Source organism: Streptomyces sp. BK022 (assembly GCF_004217355.1).
Classification (GTDB): Bacteria; Actinomycetota; Actinomycetes; order Streptomycetales; family Streptomycetaceae; genus Streptomyces; species Streptomyces griseoluteus.
This window is the reverse complement of the sequence record NZ_SHKU01000001.1, coordinates 988,215-1,013,480: the sequence shown is the minus strand read 5'-3', so window position 1 is coordinate 1,013,480 and position 25,266 is coordinate 988,215. Positions and strand designations below refer to the sequence as shown.

The window sequence follows — 25,266 nt, the reverse complement described above, 5'->3', positions numbered from 1 at the left end:
CCCGCCGGCCGGTTACTGCTCCAGGAGCGGACGCAGCCGTACCCGCGCGCCCACCGCGACCACCAGCACGATCGCGCAGGCCGTGAACACCAGCCCCGCCCCCCGTACGCCCAGACCGACGGTCAGCGCGCCCACGCCGACGACCGGCAGGGAGATGCCGAGGTAGGCGACGACGAAGAAGGCGGAGATGGTGGCGCCGCGATGCTCCTCGGGGGCCGCCGCGCCGATGGCCGTGAGGCCCGCGCGGAAGGCCATGCCCTGGCCCGCGCCGCCGGTGAGCGCCCCGACGAGGAGGAGGGGGAGCGACTCCGCCAACAGGGAGGTTCCGACCAGGACGAGGCCGGCGGCCAGCACGGCACAGCCCCAGGGGAGAGCGGCGCGGGCACCGATGCGGCCCATGAGGAGCTGGCCGGCCGTGGAGGCGCAGAACACGCTGAAGACCACGGCGCCGGTCACCGCGAGGTTGTGCTCGCCGAGGGTCTCGCCGAGGAAGGCGGGCGCGACGGCCGTGAACAGGCCGAGCAGGGAGAACCCGGCGAACGCCGCCAGCGCGCAGGGCCCGAACACCCCGCGCACCTCGGGTGGCACCCGCATCCCCTGCGGCCTGAGCGGCGGCCGGGCCCCCTCGTGGTGAACCGTCTCGGTGAGCAGCAGGGTCACGACGAGCGCGACGGCGAGCAGGGCGAGGTGGACGAGGAAGGGCAGGACCAGCGGCCGGGGCGCGTACTCGGCGAGCAGTCCGGAGACCAGCGGCCCGAGCCCGAGCCCGCCCATGTTGGCGGCGGTCGCCGCGAGCGCGGCCCGTCCCCGGCGCCCGGGCGGCGCGAGGTCGAGGACGGCGGCCGTACCGGTGCCGCTGAACAGCCCGGCCGAGAACCCGGACAGCACGCGCCCGAGGCAGAGCAGCGGCAGCCCGCCCTCCAGCAGGAAGCACACCGCGCTGAGCGCGGACAGCCCCAGGGCGACGACCAGCACCGGCCGCCGTCCCAGCACGTCGGAGGCGCCGCCGGCGAGCAGCAGGGCGACGATGACGCCGACCGCGTAGACCGCGAACACCACGGTCACGATCAGCTCGGAGAACCCGATCCGCTCCCGGTACAGCCCGTACAGCGGGGTGGGCAGCGTGGTGCCCATCATGCCGACGGCGAAGACACCCGCCGCGCCGAGGTATCCGGGGCGCGGGCGCCGCCGGGAGGGGTCCGTGCCGGAGTCGATCACACCTCACCTTGGCACGTCGGCGCCGGTCGGGCGTGACGCGGACACGCCGGGGCATCGGATGTGTCATGGACTCAAGCGTTCTGGCACAGCGCGGTCGGGGGCAGGCCCGGCGAGCGGCCGACAGCCCGGCGATGACCGCGGCGGCGAAGGCGGGCTTCTTCGCCCGTGGACTGATCTACCTGCTCGTGGGCGTCATCGCCCTTCAGATAGCCCTGGGCGGTGACGGCGGCAAGAAGCAGGCCGACCGGGGCGGCGCCCTCGCCGAGCTGGCGGAGAAGCCGTTCGGCGCCGCCATGCTGTGGATCGTCGGCGTCGCCCTCGTCGGCATGGCACTGTGGCGGCTGTCGGAGGCGGTGGTCGGCAGCGCCGGCCCGGACGGCACCAAGGCGTCGAAGCGGGCGATGTCCGCGGCGCGCGCGGTGTTCTACGCCTTCGTCTCCTACTCCGTGCTGTCCTACGCGGCCGGTCAGAAGGGCAGCGGCGGCGGCTCCTCGGACCAGCAGAGCGACGACGTCACCGCGATGGCGCTGAAGTGGCCCGGCGGGCAGTGGATCGTCGGGGCCGTCGGGCTCGTGGTGATCGGGGCGGGGGTGTACATCGCGGCACGCGCGGTGATGCGGAAGTTCCGCAAGCATCTGCGCACCGGCGAGATGTCCCCGACCGTGCGGAAGATCGTCGACGTCCTGGGTGTGGTCGGCGGCGCGGCCCGCGGCATCGTCTTCGCCGTGGCCGGGGTGTTCGCCCTGATCGCGGCCGTCCAGCACGAGCCGGGCAAGGCCAAGGGCATGGACGACACCCTGCGTTCGTTCCGGGACCTGCCCGCCGGGCCCTGGCTGCTGGCGCTGATCGCGCTGGGCCTGGCCGCTTTCGGTGTCTTCTCCTGGTGCAACGCCCGGTGGCGCAAGGTCTGAGCAGCACCCCGGCCACGATCACGGCGCCCCACCCGCGGTTCAGGTGAGGGCGCCGCCGTCCACCCGGAGGACCGCGCCGGTGACGAAGGAGGCCCGGTCGCTCAGCAGCCAGGCGGCGGCCTCCGCGATCTCCTCGGGCCGGGCGTCCCGGCGCAGCGGGGTGTGCGCCTGGAGCCGCTCCTGCAGGCCGGGCGACTTCGCCTCCCAGGAGCGCATCATCTCGGTGGCCGTGTTGCCGGGCGCGATGGCGTTGACGCGGATGCCCTCCGGGCCGTAGGTGACGGCGGCCGACTCGGTGATGCTGTTCAGGGCCCGTTTCGTCGCGCCGTAGCCCGGTAGTTCGGGGTTGCCGCGCAGGCTGCCGACGGAGGAGTTGTTGACGATCGCTCCGCTGCCCGAGGTGGCACGGATGGCCGCGACCTCGGCGTTCATGGCGAGCCACTGCCCCTTGAGGTTGACGGTGTAGAGCCGGTCGAACTCGTCCTCGGACAGCGCGTCCAGCGCGCCGGGCGCCTGGCCCGCGGCCCCGTTGTTGAAGGCGATGTCGAGGCGTCCGTGGAGCTGTACGACGCGGTCGACGGCGGCGCGCACCGCGTTCCCGTCGGCCAGGTCGCACACGACGTGGTCGGCGGTGCCGCCCTCGGCCCGGATCTCCGCGGTGACCGCCTCGAGCTGGTCCTCGCTGCGGGCGGCGAGCACGACCCGCGCCCCCTCGCGGGCGAAGAGCCGGGCCGCGGCGGCGCCGATCCCGCGTCCGGCGCCGGTGACGAAGGCGACCTTGCCGGGAAGCAGTCCGGTGGTGGCGGTGGTTTCCGCCGGTGTGGAGTTCATGCCGTCCAGCGTGCGCCGCCCGGCACCGCCCATCCAGGCACAGGCGGTACCTGGCTGGCTCCGCCGGTCACGGCGCAGACTGAGCCCGTGGACCGAGACGGACTGGCGGCATTCCTGCGTGACAGGCGCGAGCGGATCGGCCCGGCCGAGGTGGGTCTGCCCGCCGGGCCGCGCCGCCGCACGCCGGGGCTGCGGCGCGAGGAGGTGGCGCGACTGGCGTTCATCTCCACCGAGTACTACACGCGGCTGGAGCAGGCGCGCGGACCGCGCCCGTCCCGCGAGGTGCTGTCCGCACTGGCCAGGGCGCTGCGCCTGACGGACGCCGAGTGCGACCACCTGTACCACCTCGCCGGGGCGCCACCGGCCGCGCCGGCCGGTCCCCCGCGCGAGGTGCGGCAGAGCATCCTGGACCTGCTGACCCGGCTGCCGGGTACGGCCGCCATCGTCACGTCGGCGATCGGCGAGGTGCTCGCCTGGAACGACCTGGCGGCGGCCCTGATGGAGGACTTCTCCGCGCTCTCGCGGCGCGACCGCAATCTCATCCGCCGCGTCTTCCTCGACGCGCGCCGGGGCGGGCTCTACGGCGTCTCGGACGGGGCCGCGTTCGCCCGCGACTCGGCGCGGCGACTGCGCGCCGCCTCCGCCCGCTATCCCGACTCCCCCGAGGTGACCGGCCTGGTGGCCGAACTCCTGGCGGGCAGCGAGGAGTTCGCCCGGCTCTGGGAGGCGTACGAGGTGTCCGTGGTGCCGACCCTGGCCAAGACCTTCCACCACCCGGTGGTCGGCCCCCTGACCGTCAACTGCGATGCCCTGCACGTCCCGGACCGGGACCAGCGCCTCGTCCTCTATACCGCCACGCCGGGCTCGGCGTCGGAGGAGGCGCTCCGGTTGCTGTCGGTCGTGGGCACCCAGCGGATGGACGTGTAGCCCCGGAGCCGCCGGACAAGGGGATGGTTCCGTGACATCCCTCACAAGCTCTGGTGACCTACGGGGGTCCCTTAGTAGGTGACGAACCGTGACGACAAGTACGCTTTGTCCGTCTTGGCGGGTATTTGGATCATGCTGTCCGCCGAAGGGGCCGATCCGCTCGGCCGAGAGCCTCGCTTTCGCAAATCACGCGGGGTTCTGACGGCCCGGCAGCAGCGGCCGGAAGCCGCTGCCACCGGGTCGGCACGCCCGCGTGACCTTGGCAAGGGGCCGCCAGGTCTACGAAGCGCGTTAGTACGACAGTCCCTTTGCACGCCTTGTGTGACCGTCCTAAGAATGACGACTCGCAGGGCGTCTTTTGCTGTTCGGGAGGCGGGTTCCAGCAAGAGGAAGCCGCGCGGCGGCGCCCGGCGCCTACCGAATGAGGTTTCACGCATGGGAAAGCACCGCAAGAACCAGCAGTACCGGCGGGTGCTCATAGCCGCCGTCGCCGTGGCCGCGGTGGGCGTACCGACCGCCGCCGTGGCCTGCGTCGACTGGAAGGACGACTCCGGCCGCCAGACCGAGGCCACCGCCTGGCAGACCGAGCAGAGCCCCCGTCACGCCTCGCACCAGGTGCGGAAGCAGACCGGCGCCCCCGCGACCCCCTCCGCTTCCCCGAGCATCCGCACCGAGCACCGGCCCACCGCGGCGCCCACCCACCACCGCACCCCGCGGCAGGCCCCCGAGGCGGCGAAGACCACGGCGGCCGCCGCCCAGCACACCGCGCCGGCGACGGCCCCCGCCGCCAGGCAAGCCTCGGTGAAGACCGCCTCGGCCCCGACCGTGCGCCAGGTCTCCACCGCGCCCCGCCCCGTGCAGACCGCCACCGCCGCCTCGTCCGGCGCCCCGCAGCCCGCGGCGACCGCCTCCGGCGACGTGGCCCGCGTGGTGGAGCTGGTCAACGCCGAGCGGGCCAAGGTCGGCTGCTCCCCGGTCACCCTCAACTCCACGCTGACCAAGGCCGCGCAGGACCACAGCGCCGACATGGCCGCGCACAACACCATGTCGCACACCGGCTCCGACGGCTCCGACCCCGGTTCGCGCATCACCGCGGCCGGCTACCAGTGGAGTACGTACGGCGAGAACGTCGCCTACGGCTACGCGACGCCCGAGCAGGTCATGGCCGGCTGGATGAACAGCCCCGGCCACCGGGAGAACATCCTCAACTGCTCCTTCAAGGAGATCGGCGTGGGCCTCGCCCAGCCAGGCGACTACTGGACGCAGGACTTCGGGACCGCCCGCTAGCACCCCGGCGGCGTGGCGTCCCGTACGGGTGTCCGCCTCCGGTCGAGGATGGGGCGGTCGAGCGGGTCGGCTGGGAGGCGGGTGTCGGGATGACGGTGAGCCGTATCGGTCTGGTCGTGCACGCCGGGCGCCCGGCCGCCCTCGCCGCGGCGGACGCGGTGCGCGAGTGGTGCGCCGGGCACGACGTGGGCTGCGCCGACATCGACGTCTGGCAGGAGGGCGCCCGGCACAGCGCCCGCGAGGAGGTCGACAGCGCCGGCGACCCGGACCTGATCGTCACCCTGGGCGGCGACGGCACCTTCCTGCGCGGCGCCCGCCTGGCCGCGGAGAACGACGCCCTGGTGCTCGGCGTCGACCTCGGCCGCGTCGGTTTCCTGACCGAGGTGCCCGCCCCGGCCGTGGCGGCCGCGCTGGACGCGGTGTACGAGGGCCGGTACGAGGTGGAGAGCCGGATGCTGCTCACCATGCGCGCCTCCTGCCCGCTGGGCGTGCCCGCGCACATGGCGGACCTGGTGCGTTACGGGCGCGGCCCGATGCTGCCGCCGCCCCGGGTGCGCGGGGACTGCACGGTCGGGGACGACTGGGGCGTGGCCCTGAACGTCACCGCGCTGAACGACGTGGTCCTGGAGAAGCTGACCCGGGACCGGCAGGTGTCGGTCGGCGTGTACATCGCCGGCCAGCTCCTCGCCTCGTACTCCGCCGACGCGCTGCTGGTGGCCACGCCGACCGGCTCGACCGCGTACAGCTTCGCCGCCGGGGGGCCGGTGGTCTCGCCGCGCATGGAGGGGCTGCTGTTCACTCCGGTCGCCCCGCACATGACGTTCGACCGCTCGGTGCTGGCGGCGCCGGACGAGCCGATCGCGTTCCGGGTGCTGGAGCGCTCCGGCCAGGCCGCCGTCAGCATCGACGGCCAGGTGCGGGGCGTGCTGAACCCCGGCGACTGGATCGGCGTGTACGCCTCCCCCCGGCGGCTGCGGGCGGTCCGGCTGGGCCCGATGGACTTCTACGGGCGGCTGCGGGAGCGGATGAACCTCACCGACGCCCCCGCGGCCGTCGCGGACGGACAGGCGGCCCCGCTGTGGCCGGTACGCTCGGCGCCGCCCGGCGACCTCGGCCATCTGGCCCTGCCCACGTCGCCCGACGAACCCCGGCCGCACCACTGACCTGGGGAAACGCCGCCCGGCGAGAACTGGCTCGAAAGGATGTCCAGGTTTCCCGGTCCAAAGTGAGAATGTGCCCCTCATCGGGGCACTAGGAGAACAGGTACTTCTCCTACGGCTGGAGGCACACCATGCTCGCCATCGGTGTCATTCTGCTCATCATCGGTTTTCTCACCGGGATCTCGATCCTTTGGACGATCGGCATCATTCTCGCGGTGATCGGCGCCATCCTGTGGATCCTCGGCGCCACCGGTCACGCGGTGGCCGGCCGTCGGCACTACTGGTGACCCTTCGGTGGTGACCTCCCGGCCCCATCGGTCCCCCTGACGCACTCCGGTGCGCCAGGGGGACCGCTGATGTGGCGGAACCCCGCATGCGGGACCCGCGCGGCTGCGGGAGGCTGACGGACACTGCTGGAGAAGGGACCCGCCATGACCTTCGACTCCGCGTCCGTCGAGCCCGTACCACCGTCCTCCCCGCCTCCGCCGCCCGTGCGGCCGTGGCTGGTCGAGGACCTGCCCGCGCTGGACCCCGATCCGTTCCTGGACTCGCTGCTGCGCGACGAGCCCGTCACCCGTATCCGCCTGCCCTACGGGGAGGGACACGCGTGGCTGGTCACCCGCTACGAGGACGTCCGCTTCGTCACCTCCGACCCCCGCTTCTCCCGCGCGGAGCTGGTCGGCCGCTCGGTGACGACGATGGCGCCCCAGACGGTGGCCTCGCAGACGGCCGGGCTCCAGTACATCGACGCGCCCCGGCACACCGTGCTGCGCCGGGTGGTGGCGCGGGCGTTCACCGCGCGGAGCATGGCCCGGCTGCGGCCGCGGGCCGAGCGCACCGCCCGCGAGATGCTCCGGGGCATGCGGCGCGCGGGGGCTCCCGGCGATCTCATGGAGCACCTGTACACGCCGTTCCCCATCGCGGTGGTCTGCGCCTTCCTGGGCGCCGACGAGGACGACTGGCGCAACTGGGCCGGCAACTCCGAGGCGCTGCTGACCAAGGCGAACGCCAGGGAGCGCAACCAGGCGGCCCGGCAGGACACCCGGAGCCGGGTGGTGGCGCTGCTGGAGCGCCGGCGCACCGAGCCACGCGAGGACCTGGCGGGAGTGCTGGCTGCGGCCGCGGCGAGCGGCGAGATCACCGACGACGAGGCGATCTCGCTGGCCATGGCCGTGTACGTCAGCGGCGGGCACGCGGTGCGCAACAACAGCGGCTCCATGATGTACGCGCTGCTCACCCACCCGGACCAGTTCGAGCGACTGCGCCGGGAGCCGGAGCTGCTGCCGAAGGCGGTGGAGGAGCTCTTCCGGTTCGTCCCGCACCGCAACGGCGTCGGCATCCCCCGTGTCGCCACCGAGGACGTGCGGATCGGCGGCCATCTGATCCCCAAGGGGGACGTGGTCTACAACGCCTACGTCGCCGCCAACCGGGACCCGTCTGCCTTCCCCACCCCCGAGCTGCTGGACTTCGACCGCTCCGGCGCCGGGCACGTCGCCTTCGGGCACGGCCCGCACTTCTGCCTGGCCGCGCTGATGGCCCGGATGGAGGCCGAGGTGCTGATCCAGGCCGTGATGACGGAGTTCCCGGAGCTGCGGCTCGCCGTACCGGCCGAGGAGGTCGAGTTCCAGCGGGACGGGCTGATTCGCGGTCCGAGAACACTGCCGGTGACCTGGTAGCGCCCAGCACAGTTTGCCCTCGCGTACGCGGGAGGTGCACGTTCGGGGCAAAATGCCGTCTTGCAAGCCCATTTGATGAACCTGATGACATTCGCGAATGCATACGCTAGTTCGAACACCCGCACCCGGACCGGCCCGGCCCGGTCCGCGGGGCCGGGCTCGGTCGAACGTCGGGTGCCGAGCGGCGGTAGGTTGATCTACATGAGCGACAACGTGTACTTCGACATCACCATCAACGACGAGCCGGCGGGCCGGATCGAGTTCCGCCTCTTCGACGACGTCGTGCCCAAGACCGCCAAGAACTTCCGCGAGCTGGCCACCGGCGAGCACGGCTTCGGGTACGCCGGTTCCCCCTTCCACCGGGTCATCCCGCAGTTCATGCTCCAGGGCGGCGACTTCACCGCGGGCAACGGCACCGGCGGCAAGAGCATCTACGGCGAGAAGTTCCCCGACGAGAACTTCAACCTCAAGCACGACCGGCCGTACCTGCTGAGCATGGCGAACGCGGGCCCGAACACCAACGGCTCGCAGTTCTTCGTGACCACGGTCGTCACCAACTGGCTGGACGGCAAGCACGTCGTCTTCGGCGAGGTCGTCAAGGGCCAGGACGTCGTGGACCGTATCGAGTCCCTCGGTACCGGCAGCGGCGCCCCGAAGGCGAAGGTCGCGGTCTCCGCGAGCGGCACCGTCTGATCCGCCCCGCCATTCGCCGTGCCCCCGCGACCTGAGGGGGCACGGCGGCCGACGGCCGGCTCAGCCCGCGGTGAGTTCCGCGAAACGCCGGGTGTCGATGTTCCCGCCCGAGGCGATGACGCCGATGCGCGGCGGAAGGTTCTCGACCCGCCCGGACAGCAGGGCCGCCAGCGGCGTGGCACCGCTCGGTTCGAGGACGATCCTCAGGCGTTCGAAGGCGAACCGCATGGCGTCGACGATCTCCTCGTCGCTGACCAGCGCGATGGCATCGACCAGCCGCTGATTGAGCGCGAAGGTGATCTCGCCGGGGCTCGACAGCATCTGCCCGTCGGCGATGGTCCGGGGCACCGGGATGGTGACCCGCTCCCCCGACTCCAGCGACCGCTTGGTGTCGTCGCCCGCCGCCGGCTCCACGCCGATCATCCGCACCGCCGGGTGCAGGGCCTTCGCCACGACGGCGCTGCCCGCGATGAGCCCGCCACCCCCCACCGGAACCACCAGCGCGTCCAGCTCTCCGGTCTCCTGGAGGAGTTCCAGCGCGGCCGTGCCCTGGCCCGCGATGACATCGAGGTGGTCGTAGGGGGGGATCAGCGCCAGCCCGCGGTCCTTCGCCAGGCCCTCGCCGAGGGCCTGGCGGTCCTCGGTGTAGCGGTCGTACGTGACGACCTCCGCGCCGTAGCCGAGGGTGGCCGCCATCTTGGAGCGGGGCGCGTCCTCGGGCATCAGGATGACGGCGGTGGTGCCCAGTTCGCGGGCGGCCAGCGCGACCGCCTGGGCGTGGTTGCCGGAGGAGAAGGCGGCGATGCCCTTGGCGAGCCGGTCCGGCGGCAGCTGCGCGGCGGCGTTGTAGGCCCCCCGGAACTTGAAGGCGCCCATCCGCTGGAAGTTCTCGCACTTGACGAACACCTCGGCGCCGACGCGGGCGTTCAGGGTGCGCGAGGTGACGACGGGGGTCCGGTGCGCGACGCCCTCCAGGCGGGCGGCGGCCGCGCGGACGTCGTCGAGGGTGAGGTGCGGTTCGGCAGGCATGGCGGGTCCCCCAGGGAGTGGTGTGGGCTCTTACTTCGTGTAGTTGTAGACGGTCGCCCGGGAGACCCCGAGCAGGTCGGCGATGGTCCGGGCGGCGTCCCGCGAGTCGAACCAGCCCTCACCGTGCAGCTGCCGTACCAGCTCGCGCTTGGCGTCCCGGCCCAGCGATCTCGGGGTGGCCCCACGCCGCGCCGCCAGCTCCTCCACGGTCCCGCGCAGTTCCCGGGCGCGCCGGTCCCGCAGAGTCTCCAACGTCTCGGCGCCGTGTTCGGTGCCGGTGGCGACCAGGCCGGCCAGCGTGAGCGCGACCGGGGAGAGCACGGAGACGTCCAGATTGAGGCAGAGGGCCGCGATGTACTCGCCCGCGCTGTTCCGGATGCCGATGGAGGTGCTCTTGGCCGGGCGGCCGTCGGGGAAGCGGTTGGGGTAGTTCTGTACGACGTCCGGGTAGCGGGGGTCCGCGATGCGGGCGACGCCCAGCTCGGTCGCGGGGTCGCCGGGCGCCCGGCCGGAGAGGTTGTTCTCGATGACCCGGATCGCGTGGTCCGGGTCCCGCAGGTCGTGCAGGACGACTTCGCACAGCCCCGGGAACATCCGCCCCAGCGCTACGGCGACCTTCTCGGCCTCGCCCAGCAGATGCTCGTCCTCGGAAGCCACCGGCACCGCCTCCGTAGTAGCTGGACGGGTTTTCCAGTTCTGGACGATACATCCATGCCACCCTCGGCACCAGGGCCGTAATCGGGTTGGCCGGGCGGCCCCGCTGTGGCAGCGTGCGGTGCCGTGTCCCTCGACGTGCAGAACTTCGCCGCCGCCAACCTGCTGCGCCGCCCGGAGCCGATCCGGGTCGGCGGCTTCGTGGCGGGCTTCGACCCCGCGACGACCAGCCCGTACGTCAACTACGCGACCCCGCTGCCCGGCACGGCCCCCACGGAGGCCGAAGTGGCCGCCCTGGTGGACGAGTTCGTGGGGCGGGGGCTGGTCCCCGGGCTGGAGTTCGCCCCGGAGGCGGCACCGGAGGTGGAACCGGCCCTGCGCCGGGCGGGCTTCGCCACCGAGGCGGTGCACGAGTACCTGGTCTGCACCCCGGCGACGCTGACCCGCCCCGCCGGCCTGCCCGCGACGCGGTCCCCCCGCACCGACGCGGAGTTCGCGGAGATCGACGCGGCCCTGGCCGAGGCGTTCGGCGCCGCGTTCCCGGCTCCCGCCGACGGCGCCTCGCTGCTGCGGCGGACGCGGGAGCGGGGCGGTGCGGTGCGGTTCGTGCGCGCCGAGGACGGCGCGTGTGCCGGGGCGGCCGGTTGCTCGGCGCCCGCCGAGGGCACGGCGGAGCTGGCCGGGGTGGGCACGCGGCCCGCGTACCGGGGGCGGGGTGTGGCGGCGGCCGTCACCTCCACGCTGGCGGGGGCGCTGTTCGAGCGGGGCGCCGGGTCGGTGTGGCTGGAACCCGCGGGCGACGGCTCCCGGCGGGTGTACGAGCGGGTCGGCTTCCGGCCGGGCGGCACCCGGCTGTATCTGCGGCTGGGCGCGCCGCTTCCTTAGCGGCGTGTTAGATCTGCGCGTCGTCCCTTGTCCGGTGCGGGTGCGCGGCGCATGCTCGGGCGGCATCCGGGTCCGGCGTCCCACGGCGGCGGGCCCCGTCCCCCCTCGTCTGGAGCCGCCATGTCCGCGTCCACCGCACCGCCCACGGTGACCCCCGCCGCCCGCCGTTTCGCCCTGATCGGCGGTTCGCTGGGCAACCTCGTGGAGTGGTACGACTGGTTCGTCTACGCCAGCTTCGCGATCTACTTCGCGGACTCCTTCTTCCCCGGCGACAATCCGACGACGAAGCTGCTGAACACCGCCGGCATCTTCGCGGTCGGCTTCCTGATGCGTCCGGTCGGCGGCTGGCTGCTGGGGCGGGCGGCGGACCGGCACGGCCGCAAGAGCGCGCTGACCCTCACCGTCTCCCTGATGTCGGTCGCGGCCCTGCTGATCGCCGTCGCGCCGACCTACGGCCAGGCGGGGTACTTCGGCGCGCTGGTGCTGCTGCTGGCCCGGCTGCTCCAGGGCCTGAGCATCGGCGGTGAGTACGCGGCCAGCGCCACCTATCTGACCGAGGCGTCCGCCCGGAACCGGCGCGGGCTCGGCTCGTCCTTCCAGTACGTCTCCATGACGTGCGGGCAGCTGCTCGGTCTGGCGATCCTGATCACGATGCAGCACACCCTCACCACCGGGCAGCTGCAGAGCTGGGGCTGGCGGGTGCCGTTCGTGCTGGGCGCGGTGTTCGCGCTGGTGGTGTTCTGGCTGCGGCGGCGGCTCACGGAGACCGAGGCGTTCACCGAGGAGACGGGCGGCGGCAGCGACACCGCGCGCGGCTCGCTGAGCGCGCTGTGGGAGCACCGCCGGGAGGCCGGTCTGGTGATGGCGCTGACCCTGGGCGGCACGGTGGCCTACTACACGTACACCACCTATCTCACCAAGTACCTGATCGGCAGCGCGGGCATGGCCAAGTCGACGGCTACGCTGGTGAGTTTCACCGCGCTCGCGGTGTTCGCCGCGATCCAGCCGCTCGCCGGGGCGCTCTCGGACCGGATCGGCCGCAGGCCGCTGCTGATCACCTTCGCGGTGGGGTGCACGGTGGGCACGTACCCGATCATGACGGCGCTGGGGTCGGCGCACTCGTACTGGTCGGCGCTGGGGCTGTCCCTGCTGGCGCTGGTGATCGTCACCGGGTACACCTCGATCAACGCGGCCGTGAAGGCGGAGCTGTTCCCGACGCGGGTGCGCGCGCTCGGTGTGGCCCTGCCGTACGCGCTGGCCAACGCCCTGTTCGGCGGGACGGCTGAGTACGTGGCGCTGTGGTTCAAGGACGCGGGCCACGAGAAGATGTTCTTCTGGTACGTCTCGGGGTGCGCGCTGGTCTCGCTGGTCACCTATGTGCTGATGCCGGACACCCGTGCCGCGGCGCTGAGCCGGGCCGAGGCGGACGCCGGCACCGGTGCCGGGCTCGCCCCCGCGAAGACGGCCGGCTGACCCGGCGCGACAGCGGGCCGGGGCCGCCGCATAGGCTCTGGCCCAGGTCAGCAACCGGCACGAGGACTTCCATGCACGCCCTGCTCGTCGAGGACGACGACCGGATGGCCCAGGCGCTCACCACGGCCCTGGCCCAGCGCGGCCACACCGTGCGCCGGGCCGCCCGCGCCCTGGACGCGCTCCGGCACGTACGGGAGGCCGAGTTCGTCCTGCTGGACCTCGGCCTGCCCGACCTGGACGGGCTGGAACTCCTCAGGCGGCTGCGCACGGTGTGCGCGGCGCCCCTGATCGTGGTGACGGCGCGCTGCGAGGAACGGGACATCGTGCAGGCGCTCCGGGCGGGCGCGGACGACTACGTGGTCAAACCGTTCCGGATGAACGAGCTGATGGCCCGCATCGACACCGTCCGCCGTCGCACCGGCGCCCTGCCCCCGCGCCCGGACGCCGGCCCCGGCCCGGTGCGCGCCGGGGACGTGGAGGTGGACCTCGCGGGCCGCACGGTCACCGTCGCGGGGGTGGAAGTACGGCTGACCCGGCGGGAGTTCGACGTGCTGGCGATGCTGGCCGGCCGCCCGGAGGAGGCGCACTCCCGGGAGGAGATCCTCGACCGCGTCTGGGGTGACGCCTTCCTCGCCGCGTCCCGCTCGCTGGACGTGCACGTGGCCGGCATCCGGGCCAAGACCGGCCGCGCCCAACTGGTGCGTACGGTCAGGGGCTTCGGCTACCGACTGGGCCCGCGATGAGGCGCAGGCTACTGGCGGTGCTGATGGCCCTGATGGGAGCGGCGGCCCTGCTGCTGTCCGTCCCGCTGGCCGAGTCGTACGCGGCCGGGCGCACCGAGCATCTGCTGCTCCGGCGGCGGGCGGACGCCGTACGGTTCGCCGACCTCGCCGACCGGGTCCGCTCCCCCGCCGACCGCACCGAACTGGCCACCGAGATCCGCCGGTACGCCTGTCTGTACGGCGCCTCCGTGGCGGTGTCGGACACCTCGGGGCGGACCGTCGCGCGGGCCGGGGCTCCGGTGCCAGCGGCAGCGGCGCGGGAGGCGCTGGGGCGGGCGCTGACCGGCCGGTCGACCGAGCGTCTGCCGACGGTGCGGCCGTGGGGTCCGCACCGGCTGGTGCTGGCCGAGCCGGTGGGCCGGGACGAGCGGGTGAGCGGGACGGTGCTGATGGCCGTGCCGACCGGGGCCGCGCGCCGGGACGTGACCGTGCGCTGGCTGCTGATCGCCTGCGGCGCGCCGGCGGCCTTCGGAGCCGCGGGTCTGGTCGCGGCCGGGATCACCCGCTGGCTGATGCGTCCGGTCCGGGACCTCGACCGGGCGGTGGCGCGGCTGGCCTCGGGCCGACTGGAGGCGCGCGCCGTCTCGGCCACCGGACCGCCCGAACTCCGCCGCCTGCGTGAGCAGTTCAACGCCATGGCGGAGGCGGTGGCGGACTCGATCGGGCGGCAGCGGGCCTTCGTCGCGGACGCCTCGCACCAGTTGCGCAATCCGCTGGCCACACTGGTGCTGCAACTGGAGAACATCGAACCGCATCTGGCACCGGGCCCGGGCCGCGAGGAGCACACCCGCGCGCTGGACGAGGCGGAGCGGCTGGCGGAACTCCTGGACGGACTGCTGGCGTTGGCGCGGGTGGAGTCGGGTTCGGCCGAGCGGGTCGAGCAGGATCTCTCCGGCGCGGTGGCGGCCCGGGTGGCGGCCTGGGAGCCGGTGTTCGACGCTTCGCGGCTGACGCTCACCGGTGCCGGGGTACCGCCCGGTCTGCGGGTGCGGGCGGTGCCGGACGCGGTGGGGCGGGTGCTGGACGCGGCGCTGGACAACGCGCTGAAGTTCGTGCCGGCCGGCGGGCGGGTGACCGTGTCGGCGGAGGCGGTGGAGGACGGCGAGGCCGTGGTGCGGGTGGCCGACGACGGTCCCGGTGTCCCGGACAGTCAACTCCCGCTTCTCACACGGCGCTTCGTGCGGGCGCCCGAGCATCAGAACGTGCCCGGTACCGGTCTGGGTCTGGCCATCGCGGACGAGATCGCCCGGCTCAGCGGGGGACGGCTGGCCGCGCGGGCGGGGGCTCCGCGCGGGCTGGTGGTGGAGCTGTGGCTGCCCGCTCAGCCGTACACGGACCGGTAGTACGCCACCGCTCCCGGGTGCAGCGGGAGGTCGCCGGTGGCGACGGCGAAGCGGGGTTCCAGTCGCGCGCCCGCGGTGACCTCGCGCAGCAGCACCCGCCAGCGGTCGAAGACCACCCGCAGCACGTCACGCACGTCCCGGTCCGGCACCTGGGGGCGGGCCAGCAGATAGTTGCCGACGCCGATGGTGGTGACCGGCGCGGTGAGCCCGTAGACCCCCGCCGGCAGGGTGACCGCCGAGTACACCGGGCCGTACTCCGTACGCAGCGCCTCCGCCTCGGCCTCCAACGGCAGGACACGCAGCGGTAGTCGGCGGGTGAGCGCCGACAGGGCCGGGGTGGGGACCCCGCCGGCCCAGATCACGGCGTCCACCGTGCCCCGGCGCAGCGCGGCCACCGACTCGGCCAGCCCGAGCCGTTGTTCCCGTACCGCGCGCCCGCCCGTGAGCCCCGCCACCCGCAGCAGCCGCCCGGCGAGCACCTGGGCCCCGGAGCCGGTGGCGCCGGTGGCCACCGGGCGGCCCGCGAGGTCGGCCACGGAGCGCACCGGGCCGTGGGCACGGGCCAGGAGATGGGTGTAGTTGACGTAGACACGGGCGAGCGCGGTCACACGGGCCGGGGCCGTGAAGGGCGCCGCCCCGTGCAGCGCCTGCTCGGCGGCGTCCGCCATGGCGAGCGCCAGGTCCGCCGAACCGGCCGTCATCCGACGCAGGTTGTCCACACTGGCGGCCGTACTCACCGCGGTGACGCGCGGGTGCGGCGGGGTGCGGGCGGCCTCGGCGGCGAGGGCGTGTCCGAAGGCGTGGTACGGGCCGCCGGGGGCGCCCGTGGCCAGGGTGAGCCGCCGGTGTGGGCCGTCCTCCTGGGCGCAGCCGGGCAGCGCGAGGGCCGGGCCGCCGAGCAGGGCGGAGCGCAGCAGCCCGCGTCGGCTGATCGGTCGGGCGGTCACCGCGGCAGCGTAACGCCCGTGCCGGATGCGGCCGGAGGGCGGCCGGGAGGTACGCCCCCGGCAATTGCCGCTATCGTTTGCGACCTCGTCCCCCCTGGCCTTGGAAGGATCTCGGCGTGGCATGGAAGGCACTGCGCTCGGCGCTGGAAGCGGTTTATCTGCGGCGGCTGAACCGCAAGTTGGAGGGGCTGCCCCGGCCCCGGCATGTGGCGATCATGCTGGACGGCAACCGGCGCTGGGCGCGCGGCGCCGGGCACACGGACGTCCGTGAGGGCTATCGGGTCGGCGGCGCGAAGGTCACGGACTTCCTGCACTGGTGCGCCGACGCCGAGATCAGTCACGTCACCCTGTGGATGCTCTCCGACGACAACCTGCACCGTCCGGCGGCCGAACTCGGCCCGCTGCTCGACATCATCGAGGAGACCGTGCGCCGGGTGTGCGGGACCGACGCGCCGTGGGAGATCGAGATCATCGGCGCGCTGGACCTGCTGCCCGGCGACACCGCGCGGGTGCTGAAGGAGGCCGCCGCCACGACGACCGGCCGGGGCGGCCTGAAGGTCGACGTGGCGGTCGGCTACGGGGGCCGCCGGGAGATCGTGGACGCGGTCCGGGCCGCCTTCGACAAGCACATCCGCGCCGGGGGCGACCCGCGCGACCTGGCCGCCGACTTCGACCTGGAGCACATCACCGACAACCTGTACTCCCCCGCCGGGCACGACACCGACTTCGTCATCCGCACCTCCGGCGAGCAGCGCCTGTCCGGCTTCCTGCTGTGGCAGTCGGCGTACGCGGAGGTGCACTTCGTGGACGTGCTGTGGCCCGCGTTCCGCCAGATCGACCTGCTGCGCGCGCTGCGCTCGTACGCGGCCCGCGAGCGGCGCTACGGGCGCTGAGCGGGCGTCAGTCCAGGCCCATCCCCCGGCGGCCGGTGGCGTTGAGGCGCTCGGCCGGGAAGCGGTCGGGCCAGGTGCGCTCGTAGTGCTCCCCGGGGAAGTCGGCCGGGCTCGAACCGGTGAGGAACGCCTCGCGCACCGAGGAGGCGTACGCCTCGTTGCGCGGGCACCAGGGGGCGGCGGGGATGTACATGACGTTGCCCCAGCCGCGCTGGTCCCGGACCGGGGCCACGCTGTGGATCATGTCGCAGTGCCACCAGACGGAGTCGCCCGCGCGGACGTCGGGGATGCCGGTGAGCGGCTTCATGAGCAGCGGGTGCCACTTCTCGCTCGCGGGGAAGACCTGGTTGACGGTGACTCCGCACATGTCGTCCTCGGGGACGTCGGCCAGCAGCGGGCGCAGCATCAGGTAGGCCATGGCTTCGGGGATCGGCACGGTGTGCAGGACGCCCTGGTCGCGGTCCATGTCGGACAGCGCGGTCCAGCCCTGGAAGGTGCGGAACGCCGAGCACATGGTGGAGCCGGGGTACTGGGGGCCTGACGTCCGGTGGGCCGGGTCCCAGGGGTCGTACTCCTCCACGGTGCCGTCGAAGAGGTGGCGGAACGCCCGCTGGTAGGCGCCGGTCATCCAGAGGTCGAGGGTGCCGGGGTCGCAGTGGGTGCCCAGCCCGGCGGAGTCGGTGCCGGGCGGGCGGCGGCGGATGCGGTCGGGGTAGAGGGCGTCACGGTCTGGGTCGAACCACTGGACGCCGTCGGAGGTGTGCCGCCAGAAGGAGTTGAGGAAGGACTGCACGCGGGCCATGCGCTCGCTCTGCCGTGCCTCCATCTGCGCCGGGGACCAGTAGACGGGGTAGATCTCCGGCTTGGAGCCGACGCTGCCGAAGAAGTCGTCCCCGGGGCCGGTGTAGTTGTCGAAGAAGCGGTTGCCCTCGACGTAGTCCACGATCCCGGCGTCCCAGGCGAGCGCCTGCTCGCGGGGGAAGTGGCCGCGTACGACGAGGCAGCCGCGGGCCGTGACGCGGGCCGACTGCTCGGGGGTGACGGTGCCGTTCTCGATGTCGGCGTAGTCGACGACCGGCCAGACGTCGTCACCGGCCGCCTCGATCTCCGCGACGCGCGCGGCCACGCGCCGCTCGACGACGGCGAAGACCTCCTCGACGCCGCGGCCGGAGGCCTCGATGCGGGTCCGGAGGGCGGCCTTGATCTCGCGGATCGCGGCGGGCAGGTCGGTGGGGACGGTTTCCCAGTGCGGCAGGTCGCTGCGGGTGGGGGTCATGGCGGCCCGGCTCCTTTGGTGAGGGCTCCTTACTAAAACAACGGTAGGCGGGACGACGACTTTGGGCAAGAGTCCTTACTAGACTCGCGCGCATGACACCCGCCAAGCCCTCGCTGGAGATGCTGCGCGCCCTCACGGACGAGAACGTGCTGCGCGCCCTCATGGCCGACCGACGGCTGACCCGCGCGGAGATCGCGGCCCGTACGGGTATCTCCAAGCCGACCATCTCCGACGCCGTCCAGCGCCTCGCGGCCTCGGGTCTGGTGGTGGACACCGGCGAGCGCACGACGGGACGCGGCCGCTCGGGCTCGTACTACGCACTCGCACCGGGGCTCGGCACGGCGCTGGTGGCGAGCATCTCGCCGCACGGCGTGACGGCCGAGACGGTGGACGCGCTCGGTGACACCGTGGGGCGGGCGCACGCAGCCCTCAGTCGCAACGCGGGCGAGCACCAGGCGGCCAGGGCGCTGGCCGAGGCGGCGGCCCGGCTCGACGGCCCCTCGCGGCTGGCCGTCGTCAGCGCGGCCGACCCCGTCGACCGCGCGACCGGCCGCCTGGTGCGCCTGCCCGACGCCCCCTTCCTGGTCGGCGCCCTCGACCCGGCGGCCGTGCTCGCCCCCCATGTCGCCGGGACCGTCCTGGTGGACAACGACGTCAACTGGGCCGCCCGCGCCGAACACCGGGCCGTGGGCGTCGACGACTTCGTCTACGTCCACCTCGGCGAGGGCCTCGGCTGCGCCGTCGTCACCGACGGTGCCGTCCGCCGCGGCCACCGGGGCGTGGCCGGCGAGATCGCCCATGTGCACACCACCGGCCCGGACGGCTCGGCCATGCCTCTGACGGAGGTCTTCGCCGCGCTCGGCCTGCGCCGGCCCGACTCGACGGCCGTCGACGTACCGGCCCTGGAGGCGGCCATCACCTCCGACGCGGGTTCGGCGCGGACGCTGGCGCGCGCGGTGGGCGGCGTGCTGGGAGCGGCCGTGGCCCTGGCAGACCCCGCGCTGATCGTGCTGGGCGGCGAGTGGGGACGCCTTCCGGCGATGCGGGCGGCGGTCGACCACCAGCTCGCCGCCGGGCCGCGTCCCGTCCCGGTGGTGGCGGCGACGGTCGACTCACCCGAGCTGACGGCGGCGCGCGAACGGGCGGTGGCGGAGCTGAGGGAGCTGGTGGTGGGGACCGCGCGGTGAGTACTCCAGCCCGGAGACGGTGACCGCGCCCGGCACCGCCGACGGTGGTGGAGCCGCCCACTCGGGCGGTGTGGTGGAAATCCCTGGCCGGGGGCGGTCCGGCGTGCTGGGATGGCTCGATGGAGCACGTGATCGAGGTGGACCGGGGTGCGTATCCCGATGCGGTGACGCCCTGGGAGGAAGAGGCGTGGCGGGACGCCGTCTTCGCGTGGATCGAAGGGCGACTCACGGGGCGCGGGCTGCGGTCGACGGGGGTGGCCCGGGTACGGGTGCGGCCCTGGTCGGTGCTGATGCGGGTGCCGGTGGGCGGGCGGGGCCCCGTGTGGTTCAAGGCCAATCCACCCGGCAGCGCGTTCGAGGCTCCGTTGACCGCCGCGTTGGCCCGGTGGGTGCCGGAGTGCGTGTTGCGGCCGCTGGCGGTGGACGGCGAGCGGGGGTGGTCGCTGCTGCCGGACGGCGGGCCACTGTTCCGGGACGCGGAGGCGAGCCCGCGGGCCTGGGAGGAGTTGCTCGGCGGCTACGCCAGGATGCAGCGTGCCCTTGTTCCGCGCGCCGGTGAGCTCGGCGCGCTCGGTGTACCGCGGCTGCGGGTCAGCGAAGTGCCCGCGTCCTTCGACCGGTTGCGGCACGGCAACGGCTCCCTGGAGCCGGAGCAGCGGGCCCGGCTCGACGCCCTGCGTCCCCGACTGGCCGACTGGTGTGCGGAGTTGGACGCGATCGGGGTCCCCGACTCCCTGGACCACGCCGACCTGCACGAGGGCCAGCTCTTCCATCCGGCGCCGGGCCGGTTCACCTACTTCGACTGGGGAGACGCCGTCGTCTCGCACCCCTTCGCCACTCTGCGCGTCCCGGCCCAGCGGGCGGCCGAGCGGTACGGGCCCGAGGTGCTCCCCCGCCTGCGGGACGCCTACCTGGACCCCTGGACGGACCTCGGGCTGTCGGCCGCGGAACTCCGCCGCGCCGCCCGACTCGCCTGGCGGCTGGGCGCGCTGGGCCGCGCGCGTGCCTGGACCCGGCTCTTCCCGGCCGCGACGGAGTCGGCGAACGGTGCCCGCTCACTGCTGGAGACCGGCGACGCTCCCCCGTTCTGAGCCCCGGGGGCCTCAGCCTCTGGGAGCCGCGCCGCCCGTGGCCCGGAGATGGTCACGGCGGGCGTTGTTGTACGTGCGCAGATGCACCTTGGCCACGGCGCAGGCCGCTCCGTCGGCACGGCACTGGCGACAGGTCCGTACGTGCTGCTCATAGGTGATGCGGGCGTTTTCCAACGCCTCGTCGGCCATGGACATGGTCATCTCCGGAGGAGGCGCGCCCACGCGGACGGCGCCTGATTGACTGGTGAGTAACTTCCGGAGGAAGATCATCATGTTACTGCCGGTACTGGGAAACCAGCCCGCGTGAAGCCGAAAAAGGGGGAACCGTCCGCCGACGGCTCCCCCTCCTGCCTCCCCTTCCCGCGCCGGTGACGCGGGAGGGGTCAGGAACGGCGTGCGCGCGAGGCGTACACCGTCCCGGCTCCCACGGCCAGCACGAGCGCGGCCCCACCCGCGAGCATGCCGACCGGGGCACCCGCACCGGTCTCCGCCAGCGGCGGATGACCGCCGTTCGGCGAGGACTTGGGCGCGGGCGGACTGGACTGGGCGGGCGGTACGTCCGCGTCGGTGGACGGCGTCGCGCCGGGCTTGGGGCTCACCGGAGGCCTGGTCCCCTCGGCGGGCGTGCTCGGCCCACCACCGGCGGGCGGCGCGGAAGGCGCCGGGCTCGCGGAGGTCTCCGGCGCGGACGGGCTCGGCGGGGCCGACTCCGGCGTACCGGCCTCGCACCGCTTGTCCCCGCCGTTCCAGGCGGCTATCAGGTGGTACGGCGTGACGACGCCGGCGCGCACGTCGGGCAGCGGGCCGTGCCCGTCGCCCTCCTTGCCGTCGTAGGCGGTGTCCTCGCCGTACAGGTCGAGCTGACCGAAACAGGCCGGGGGCTTGACGCTCAGCTTCTGCCAGGTGCGTCCCTCGTCGCCCTCGCCCGCCAGGTCCTCGGCCGTGAGGTGGACAGTGGCCTTGTCGACCATCTCCTGGCGGCCGGAGGACGCCCAGTCCGGGCCCTCGGTGGTGTACTCGGCCAGGGACACGGGATAAGTGCACCCCTCGCCCACGCTCTGGCCGGGCGCGAGGCGGACCTCGACGGTGCCGGGGAGGGTGTCCCACTGGTGGAACCCGCCCTGGGAGGACCAGTCGGCGCCGACGACCTTGCCGTCCGCGTCGACCAGGCGGTACTGCACGGTGGCGGACGAGCAGGCGCCGCCCTCCTGGGCATGGGCGGCGGTGGCGCCGATCAGCGGCGCGGCGGTCGCCGCGAGGAAGGCCGCGGCGGCCGTGGCGAGAAATCTGGCTGGTTGCGAGCGTGCCAAGGTGAGCCTCTGTCCGTTCAAAGGTGTGGGAGGTGGCAGGGCGCGCGCGAACCGGCGCGCGGCGCCCCGTGTCCCTTCGCCCGCCCGAGGCGGAAGCGAGGACGGTCAGAGTCTTGTCGCCTTTACAACTCCCGTCAATTTTCCATGAGTTGAGCATCATCACAGCCGCGCCTGCACCGAATACGCAGGTCAGCACGGACGGCAGATTTCGGTACGGGACCCGACATCCCCGAATTGCACGGGTCGGCCCCGCCGGCCGGGGGGCGGGGCCGACCGGTGGCTACTCCCCCGGCGCGAGGGTGGTCGCGAGCAGGCGCGCCGTCTCCTCGATCAGCGCCTCGTCCACCGGTGCGTCGGGCTCGGGCCTGGTGGACAGCACGGAAAGCAGCAGCGGCGTACCCTTGCCGGTCCAGGCCACGCCGAGGTCGTTCGCGCTGGCGTAGGAGCCGGTACCGGTCTTGTCCGCGAGAACCCAGTCCGAGGGGAGCCCGGCGCCGAACCGCTTGCCGCTGGTGGTGTTGCCGCGCAGCCAGCCGACCAGCTGCTCCCGCTCGCTTCCGCCCAACGCCCGCCCCAGCGTGAGCAGTTCGAAGGTGCGACCGAGGGCGCGCGGGGTGGTGGTGTCGCGCGGGTCACCGGGTACGGCGGTGTTCAGATCGGTCTCCCACCGGTCGAGCCGGCTCACCCGGTCGCCGAGGGAGCGGAAGAAGCGGGTGAGGCCGGCCGGGCCGCCGATCCGGCGGAGCATGAGGTTGCCCGCCGTGTTGTCGCTGTACTGGATGGCGGCCGCGCACACGTCGCCCAGCGCCATGCCGGTCTGCTGATGGGCCCTGGTCTGCTCGGAGTTGGAAAGGATGTCCGCCGGCGGGTAGTGGATCACCTCGCCGAGCGCGGCGCGGCCGCCGTGGTCGCGCAGCACCGCGGCGGCGGCGATGGCCTTGAAGGTCGAGCACATGGCGAACGGCTCGTCGGCGCGGTACGCCACCGTCGCGCCGGTGCGGGTGTTGCGCGCGTACACACCGAGCCGTGCGCCGTACCGCTTCTCCAGCGCGGCCAGCTCCGGGCGCGGCACGGCCGGGCCGTTCGGGGCGGCGAAGGCGGGGGCGGGGGTGGCGGCGGCGGCAGCGGCGGTGAGGGCGGCGCCCGCACGGAGCAGGGTGCGGCGCGGAACGGGGGTGGCACGGGTCATCTGCGCTTTCCTCCACTGGAGTTGGGCTGTCGGGCCGGTTGGATCACCGACGGGGTGACAGCGAAACAGCAGGGCACCGCTCATGTCCAAGAGTGAACTTTGAAGGCTCCATGACTTATTGATATGACTCCTGGATGGATCTGCTCGCGCATCTGGCGGCGTTCACCGCAACGGCCGAGGAGGTGAGCTTCTCGCGCGCCGCCGACCGGCTGGGGATCGCGCAGCCGCTCCTCAGCCGCCGCATCAAGTCGCTGGAGGCGCGTTTCGGCGGCCAGTTGTTCGACCGTTCCCGGCGCCAGGTCGCCGTGACCGAGTTCGGCACCTCACTGCTCCCGTACGCACGCGCCGTACTGGAGCGCGCCGACCGGCTTGACCAGGCCGCCCGCTCCGCCCGCTCCGCGCGGACGCGGGTCGTGGGCGTGCCCGCGCACTGCGCGCCGGTGGCCCTGGCGGGCGTACTCCGGGCGGGTACCGAGCACGGCACTACGCTGATGGTTCGGGAACTCCCGCCGGGGCAGAGGAAGTCGGGCCTCGGCGACGGTTCGCTGGCCTACGCCCTGCTCCGCGTGGCCCCGGAGCGGGCCGCGCTCCGGGTCCCGCTCGGCCTGGCCGCGGCGGAGCGGCCGGCCCGGCGCACCCTCCACCTGGAGGACCTCCGCCCGCCGCGAGGCGTGGCCGGGCTGCCGATCCTGACCCTGGAGGAGGACGAAGTGCCCTGTGCGCGGGACCGGTTGGCGCGGGCCACCGCTCGTGCGGGACTGCCGGAGACGCTTCTGCGACCGGCCGGCCCGGCCGCCGCCGCGCTGGCCGACACGCTGGCCGGGCGGGCACGGCTGCTGTGCGCGGAACCGTTCGCCCGGCAGCACGGCGCGGGCTGGACCCCGCTGGCCGACCCCTCCCTGCACCGGGGGTACGAGGTCGGCGCGAGCGAGTCCCACGGGGAGAGCGGTGAGATCCCGCGGTGGCTCGCGGAGGCCCTGGCGGAGGTGCCGCGATGAGCGCCGAGGTGGCGGACGGCATCGCCCGCGAGTGGGACGCGCTCGGCGTCCGGGGTTCGTTCCTGGCCCGGAACATCGACACCGGCGAGGAGCTGGGCTTCGCCGTGGACGTACCGGTGCCGCTCGCCTCGGTGGTGAAGGTCCCGTTGGCCCTGGTGGTGCTGGACCGCATCGCGGCCGGGGAGCTCGACCCCGCCCGGCCCGTGACCCACGTACCCCCCGCCGGGAGCGCCGGTCCGACCGGGCTCGCGGCGTTCCGCCATCCGGTGACGCTGGCCGTCGGCGACCTGCTGCTGATGATGCTCTCGGTGAGCGACAACGCCGCCGCCGACCTCCTCCTCGACCTGGTCCCGGTGCCGGAGGTGGACGACCGGCTGCGCTCGTGGGACTGCGCGGACCTGCGGGTACGGCACCGGCTGCACCACATGTACGCCTGCGCCGCCGGAGCCTCGGGCAACGACTTCTCCCTCGCGCTGGAGCTGGCCGTACGCGACGAGCGCGCCGGCCGGCACACCATCGAGACGCTGGACCCGGCGCACGCCAGCACCGGGACGGCCGGGGCGCTGGTGTCCCTGCTGGAGCGGGTGTGGCGCGACGAGATCTCCGATCCGGCGGCGACGGCGGAGCTGCGCCGGCTCATGGGCCTCCAGGTCTTCGCCCACCGGATGGTCAGCGAGCTGCGCGCGGACTCGCTGCGGTACAGCGGGAAGACGGGGTCGTTCCTGCATCTGCGGCACGAGATCGGTGTGGTGGAGGCGGACTCCGGCGACCGGGTGGCGCTGGCGGCGCTGACCCGCGCCGACCGCAGGGCGTCCCTGGCGCCGGACATCGACCTGGCGATCGGGGTCGCGGCCCGGCGCGCGTTCGAGGCGCTGCGGAGCTGAGGCCGGGCGTCAGCCCCTGCCGCCGCTGAGCCGCCGCCACTCCGGACCGACGCGACTCCACTCCGCGTCCCACTCCGCGAGCCGGCGCCGGACGAGCGAACCGCACACCAGCCGTCCGCCGCCCCAGACGGCCGTGCCGGTGACCTGGGCGACGAGGACGCCGGTGAGCACGGTCTGGAGCATGGACTCGGCCGTGGAGGCGGGCGGCGGCACGGTGCGCCCGGTGCCGTCCGTCCACAGGTCGACGGTGGTGCCGGCCGGGGTGCCGGGGCTCACCTTGGCCCTGTCGGTGTGCACGGCGCCCCGGTCGTCGGTCCAGCGGGCCTTGGCCCACACCCGGTCGTCGTCGTAACCGCCGCGCGAGGGCGCGGTCCTGGGCGCGGGGCCGGTGAGGACCGCGCGGACCTGGTGCACCTGGTCGCGGCGGGCGGCGAGGGCGAAGTCCACGGAAGACGCGGCCGCCCAGCCCGCGAGGGCACCGCCCAGGACGACGAGGACCCAGGTGAGGAGCACGACCCACGCCTCGACGAGGTCGCCGTGCCGGCGCAGCGGATTGCGCCGCCAGCGCCAGAGCCGTATCGGGGTGATCGTGTGCGGAGGTGTCCGAGTCATCGGCAGCCGC

26 protein-coding genes are annotated in these 25,266 nt (G+C 73.9%); 16 read left to right on the top strand and 10 right to left on the bottom strand.

The window, feature by feature from the left end; genetic code table 11:
- Positions 1 to 12: 12 nt before the first annotated feature.
- Positions 13 to 1,218 carry an MFS transporter gene (locus tag EV284_RS04665; protein ID WP_130330473.1) on the bottom strand — a complete coding sequence of 402 codons (1,206 nt, stop codon included), beginning with the start codon at positions 1,216 to 1,218 and terminating at the stop codon, positions 13 to 15.
- Positions 1,219 to 1,283: 65 nt separating this feature from the next.
- Here EV284_RS04665 and EV284_RS04660 point away from each other — a divergent pair, with 65 nt between their 5' ends.
- Entirely contained in the window at positions 1,284 to 2,129 is an 846-nt protein-coding gene (locus EV284_RS04660) for a DUF1206 domain-containing protein (protein ID WP_207228908.1), read from the top strand.
- Positions 2,130 to 2,168: 39 nt separating this feature from the next.
- Here the strand turns inward: EV284_RS04660 and EV284_RS04655 are convergent, their stop codons facing one another.
- Complete coding sequence (locus EV284_RS04655) at positions 2,169 to 2,960, bottom strand: glucose 1-dehydrogenase (protein WP_130330471.1); 792 nt, start codon at positions 2,958 to 2,960, stop codon at positions 2,169 to 2,171.
- Positions 2,961 to 3,047: 87 nt separating this feature from the next.
- Here EV284_RS04655 and EV284_RS04650 point away from each other — a divergent pair, with 87 nt between their 5' ends.
- The 6 genes from EV284_RS04650 to EV284_RS04630 all read left to right on the top strand — a co-directional run bounded on the left by EV284_RS04650 (position 3,048) and on the right by EV284_RS04630 (position 8,703).
- On the top strand, positions 3,048 to 3,887 hold the full coding sequence (locus tag EV284_RS04650) for a helix-turn-helix transcriptional regulator (protein WP_130330469.1): 840 nt from the start codon (positions 3,048 to 3,050) through the stop codon (positions 3,885 to 3,887).
- Positions 3,888 to 4,322: 435 nt separating this feature from the next.
- Positions 4,323 to 5,174, top strand: coding sequence for a CAP domain-containing protein (locus EV284_RS04645; RefSeq protein WP_130330467.1), 852 nt, complete (start codon positions 4,323 to 4,325; stop codon positions 5,172 to 5,174).
- A gap of 89 nt (positions 5,175 to 5,263) precedes the next feature.
- Positions 5,264 to 6,337, top strand: coding sequence for an NAD(+)/NADH kinase (locus tag EV284_RS04640; protein ID WP_130330465.1), 1,074 nt, complete (start codon positions 5,264 to 5,266; stop codon positions 6,335 to 6,337).
- A gap of 128 nt (positions 6,338 to 6,465) precedes the next feature.
- Positions 6,466 to 6,621: a DUF6131 family protein gene (locus EV284_RS32600; protein WP_135793346.1), complete on the top strand. Its 156-nt coding sequence runs from the start codon at positions 6,466 to 6,468 to the stop codon at positions 6,619 to 6,621.
- Positions 6,622 to 6,765: 144 nt separating this feature from the next.
- Positions 6,766 to 8,010: a cytochrome P450 gene (locus EV284_RS04635; protein ID WP_130330463.1), complete on the top strand. Its 1,245-nt coding sequence runs from the start codon at positions 6,766 to 6,768 to the stop codon at positions 8,008 to 8,010.
- Between the two features lie 201 nt (positions 8,011 to 8,211).
- Positions 8,212 to 8,703 (top strand): peptidylprolyl isomerase, encoded by a 492-nt coding sequence (locus EV284_RS04630; RefSeq protein ID WP_130330461.1) that lies wholly within the window; start codon positions 8,212 to 8,214, stop codon positions 8,701 to 8,703.
- Positions 8,704 to 8,763: 60 nt separating this feature from the next.
- Here the strand turns inward: EV284_RS04630 and EV284_RS04625 are convergent, their stop codons facing one another.
- On the bottom strand, positions 8,764 to 9,732 hold the full coding sequence (locus tag EV284_RS04625; RefSeq protein WP_130330459.1) for a threo-3-hydroxy-L-aspartate ammonia-lyase: 969 nt from the start codon (positions 9,730 to 9,732) through the stop codon (positions 8,764 to 8,766).
- A gap of 30 nt (positions 9,733 to 9,762) precedes the next feature.
- Positions 9,763 to 10,389, bottom strand: a complete 627-nt coding sequence (locus tag EV284_RS04620) for a PAS domain-containing protein (protein ID WP_207228906.1) — start codon at positions 10,387 to 10,389, stop codon at positions 9,763 to 9,765.
- 123 nt (positions 10,390 to 10,512) lie between these two features.
- On the opposite strand from EV284_RS04620, the gene EV284_RS04615 reads away from it, so the two are divergent.
- The 4 genes from EV284_RS04615 to EV284_RS04600 all read left to right on the top strand — a co-directional run bounded on the left by EV284_RS04615 (position 10,513) and on the right by EV284_RS04600 (position 14,869).
- Entirely contained in the window at positions 10,513 to 11,271 is a 759-nt protein-coding gene (locus EV284_RS04615; protein ID WP_130330457.1) for a GNAT family N-acetyltransferase, read from the top strand.
- Positions 11,272 to 11,391: 120 nt separating this feature from the next.
- Entirely contained in the window at positions 11,392 to 12,744 is a 1,353-nt protein-coding gene (locus EV284_RS04610; RefSeq protein ID WP_130330455.1) for an MFS transporter, read from the top strand.
- Between the two features lie 71 nt (positions 12,745 to 12,815).
- Positions 12,816 to 13,487: a response regulator transcription factor gene (locus EV284_RS04605; RefSeq protein ID WP_130330453.1), complete on the top strand. Its 672-nt coding sequence runs from the start codon at positions 12,816 to 12,818 to the stop codon at positions 13,485 to 13,487.
- The gene (locus EV284_RS04600) at positions 13,484 to 14,869 is read left to right on the top strand and encodes a HAMP domain-containing sensor histidine kinase (RefSeq protein ID WP_130330451.1); all 1,386 of its coding nucleotides are present in this window, start codon (positions 13,484 to 13,486) and stop codon (positions 14,867 to 14,869) included. Before EV284_RS04605 ends, EV284_RS04600 begins: the two co-directional genes overlap by 4 nt.
- On the opposite strand, the gene EV284_RS04595 is transcribed toward EV284_RS04600, so the two are convergent.
- Entirely contained in the window at positions 14,848 to 15,816 is a 969-nt protein-coding gene (locus tag EV284_RS04595; protein WP_242625563.1) for a TAXI family TRAP transporter solute-binding subunit, read from the bottom strand. The genes EV284_RS04600 and EV284_RS04595 overlap by 22 nt on opposite strands.
- A 116-nt stretch (positions 15,817 to 15,932) precedes the next feature.
- Here EV284_RS04595 and EV284_RS04590 point away from each other — a divergent pair, with 116 nt between their 5' ends.
- Positions 15,933 to 16,709 carry an isoprenyl transferase gene (locus EV284_RS04590; RefSeq protein WP_130330449.1) on the top strand — a complete coding sequence of 259 codons (777 nt, stop codon included), beginning with the start codon at positions 15,933 to 15,935 and terminating at the stop codon, positions 16,707 to 16,709.
- A 7-nt stretch (positions 16,710 to 16,716) separates the two neighbouring features.
- Here EV284_RS04590 and EV284_RS04585 read toward each other — a convergent pair whose 3' ends face one another.
- The gene (locus tag EV284_RS04585) at positions 16,717 to 17,985 is read right to left on the bottom strand and encodes a DUF1479 domain-containing protein (RefSeq protein ID WP_130330447.1); all 1,269 of its coding nucleotides are present in this window, start codon (positions 17,983 to 17,985) and stop codon (positions 16,717 to 16,719) included.
- 92 nt (positions 17,986 to 18,077) lie between these two features.
- On the opposite strand from EV284_RS04585, the gene EV284_RS04580 reads away from it, so the two are divergent.
- Both EV284_RS04580 and EV284_RS04575 read left to right on the top strand, forming a co-directional pair.
- Positions 18,078 to 19,172, top strand: coding sequence for an ROK family transcriptional regulator (locus tag EV284_RS04580; RefSeq protein WP_130330445.1), 1,095 nt, complete (start codon positions 18,078 to 18,080; stop codon positions 19,170 to 19,172).
- A 119-nt stretch (positions 19,173 to 19,291) separates the two neighbouring features.
- Positions 19,292 to 20,263: a phosphotransferase gene (locus EV284_RS04575; protein WP_130330443.1), complete on the top strand. Its 972-nt coding sequence runs from the start codon at positions 19,292 to 19,294 to the stop codon at positions 20,261 to 20,263.
- 12 nt (positions 20,264 to 20,275) lie between these two features.
- Here the strand turns inward: EV284_RS04575 and EV284_RS04570 are convergent, their stop codons facing one another.
- The 3 genes from EV284_RS04570 to bla all read right to left on the bottom strand — a co-directional run bounded on the left by EV284_RS04570 (position 20,276) and on the right by bla (position 22,762).
- Complete coding sequence (locus tag EV284_RS04570; protein ID WP_130330441.1) at positions 20,276 to 20,458, bottom strand: hypothetical protein; 183 nt, start codon at positions 20,456 to 20,458, stop codon at positions 20,276 to 20,278.
- A 188-nt stretch (positions 20,459 to 20,646) separates the two neighbouring features.
- The gene (locus EV284_RS04565; protein WP_130330439.1) at positions 20,647 to 21,573 is read right to left on the bottom strand and encodes a hypothetical protein; all 927 of its coding nucleotides are present in this window, start codon (positions 21,571 to 21,573) and stop codon (positions 20,647 to 20,649) included.
- Between the two features lie 280 nt (positions 21,574 to 21,853).
- On the bottom strand, positions 21,854 to 22,762 hold the full coding sequence (gene bla, locus EV284_RS04560) for a class A beta-lactamase (RefSeq protein WP_130330437.1): 909 nt from the start codon (positions 22,760 to 22,762) through the stop codon (positions 21,854 to 21,856).
- Positions 22,763 to 22,896: 134 nt separating this feature from the next.
- Between bla and EV284_RS04555 the strand changes: the two genes are divergently transcribed.
- Both EV284_RS04555 and EV284_RS04550 read left to right on the top strand, forming a co-directional pair.
- The gene (locus EV284_RS04555) at positions 22,897 to 23,760 is read left to right on the top strand and encodes a LysR family transcriptional regulator (RefSeq protein WP_130330435.1); all 864 of its coding nucleotides are present in this window, start codon (positions 22,897 to 22,899) and stop codon (positions 23,758 to 23,760) included.
- On the top strand, positions 23,757 to 24,644 hold the full coding sequence (locus EV284_RS04550) for a serine hydrolase (RefSeq protein ID WP_130330433.1): 888 nt from the start codon (positions 23,757 to 23,759) through the stop codon (positions 24,642 to 24,644). Before EV284_RS04555 ends, EV284_RS04550 begins: the two co-directional genes overlap by 4 nt.
- A 9-nt stretch (positions 24,645 to 24,653) precedes the next feature.
- On the opposite strand, the gene EV284_RS04545 is transcribed toward EV284_RS04550, so the two are convergent.
- Positions 24,654 to 25,256 (bottom strand): hypothetical protein, encoded by a 603-nt coding sequence (locus tag EV284_RS04545; protein WP_130330431.1) that lies wholly within the window; start codon positions 25,254 to 25,256, stop codon positions 24,654 to 24,656.
- Positions 25,257 to 25,266 lie beyond the last annotated feature (10 nt).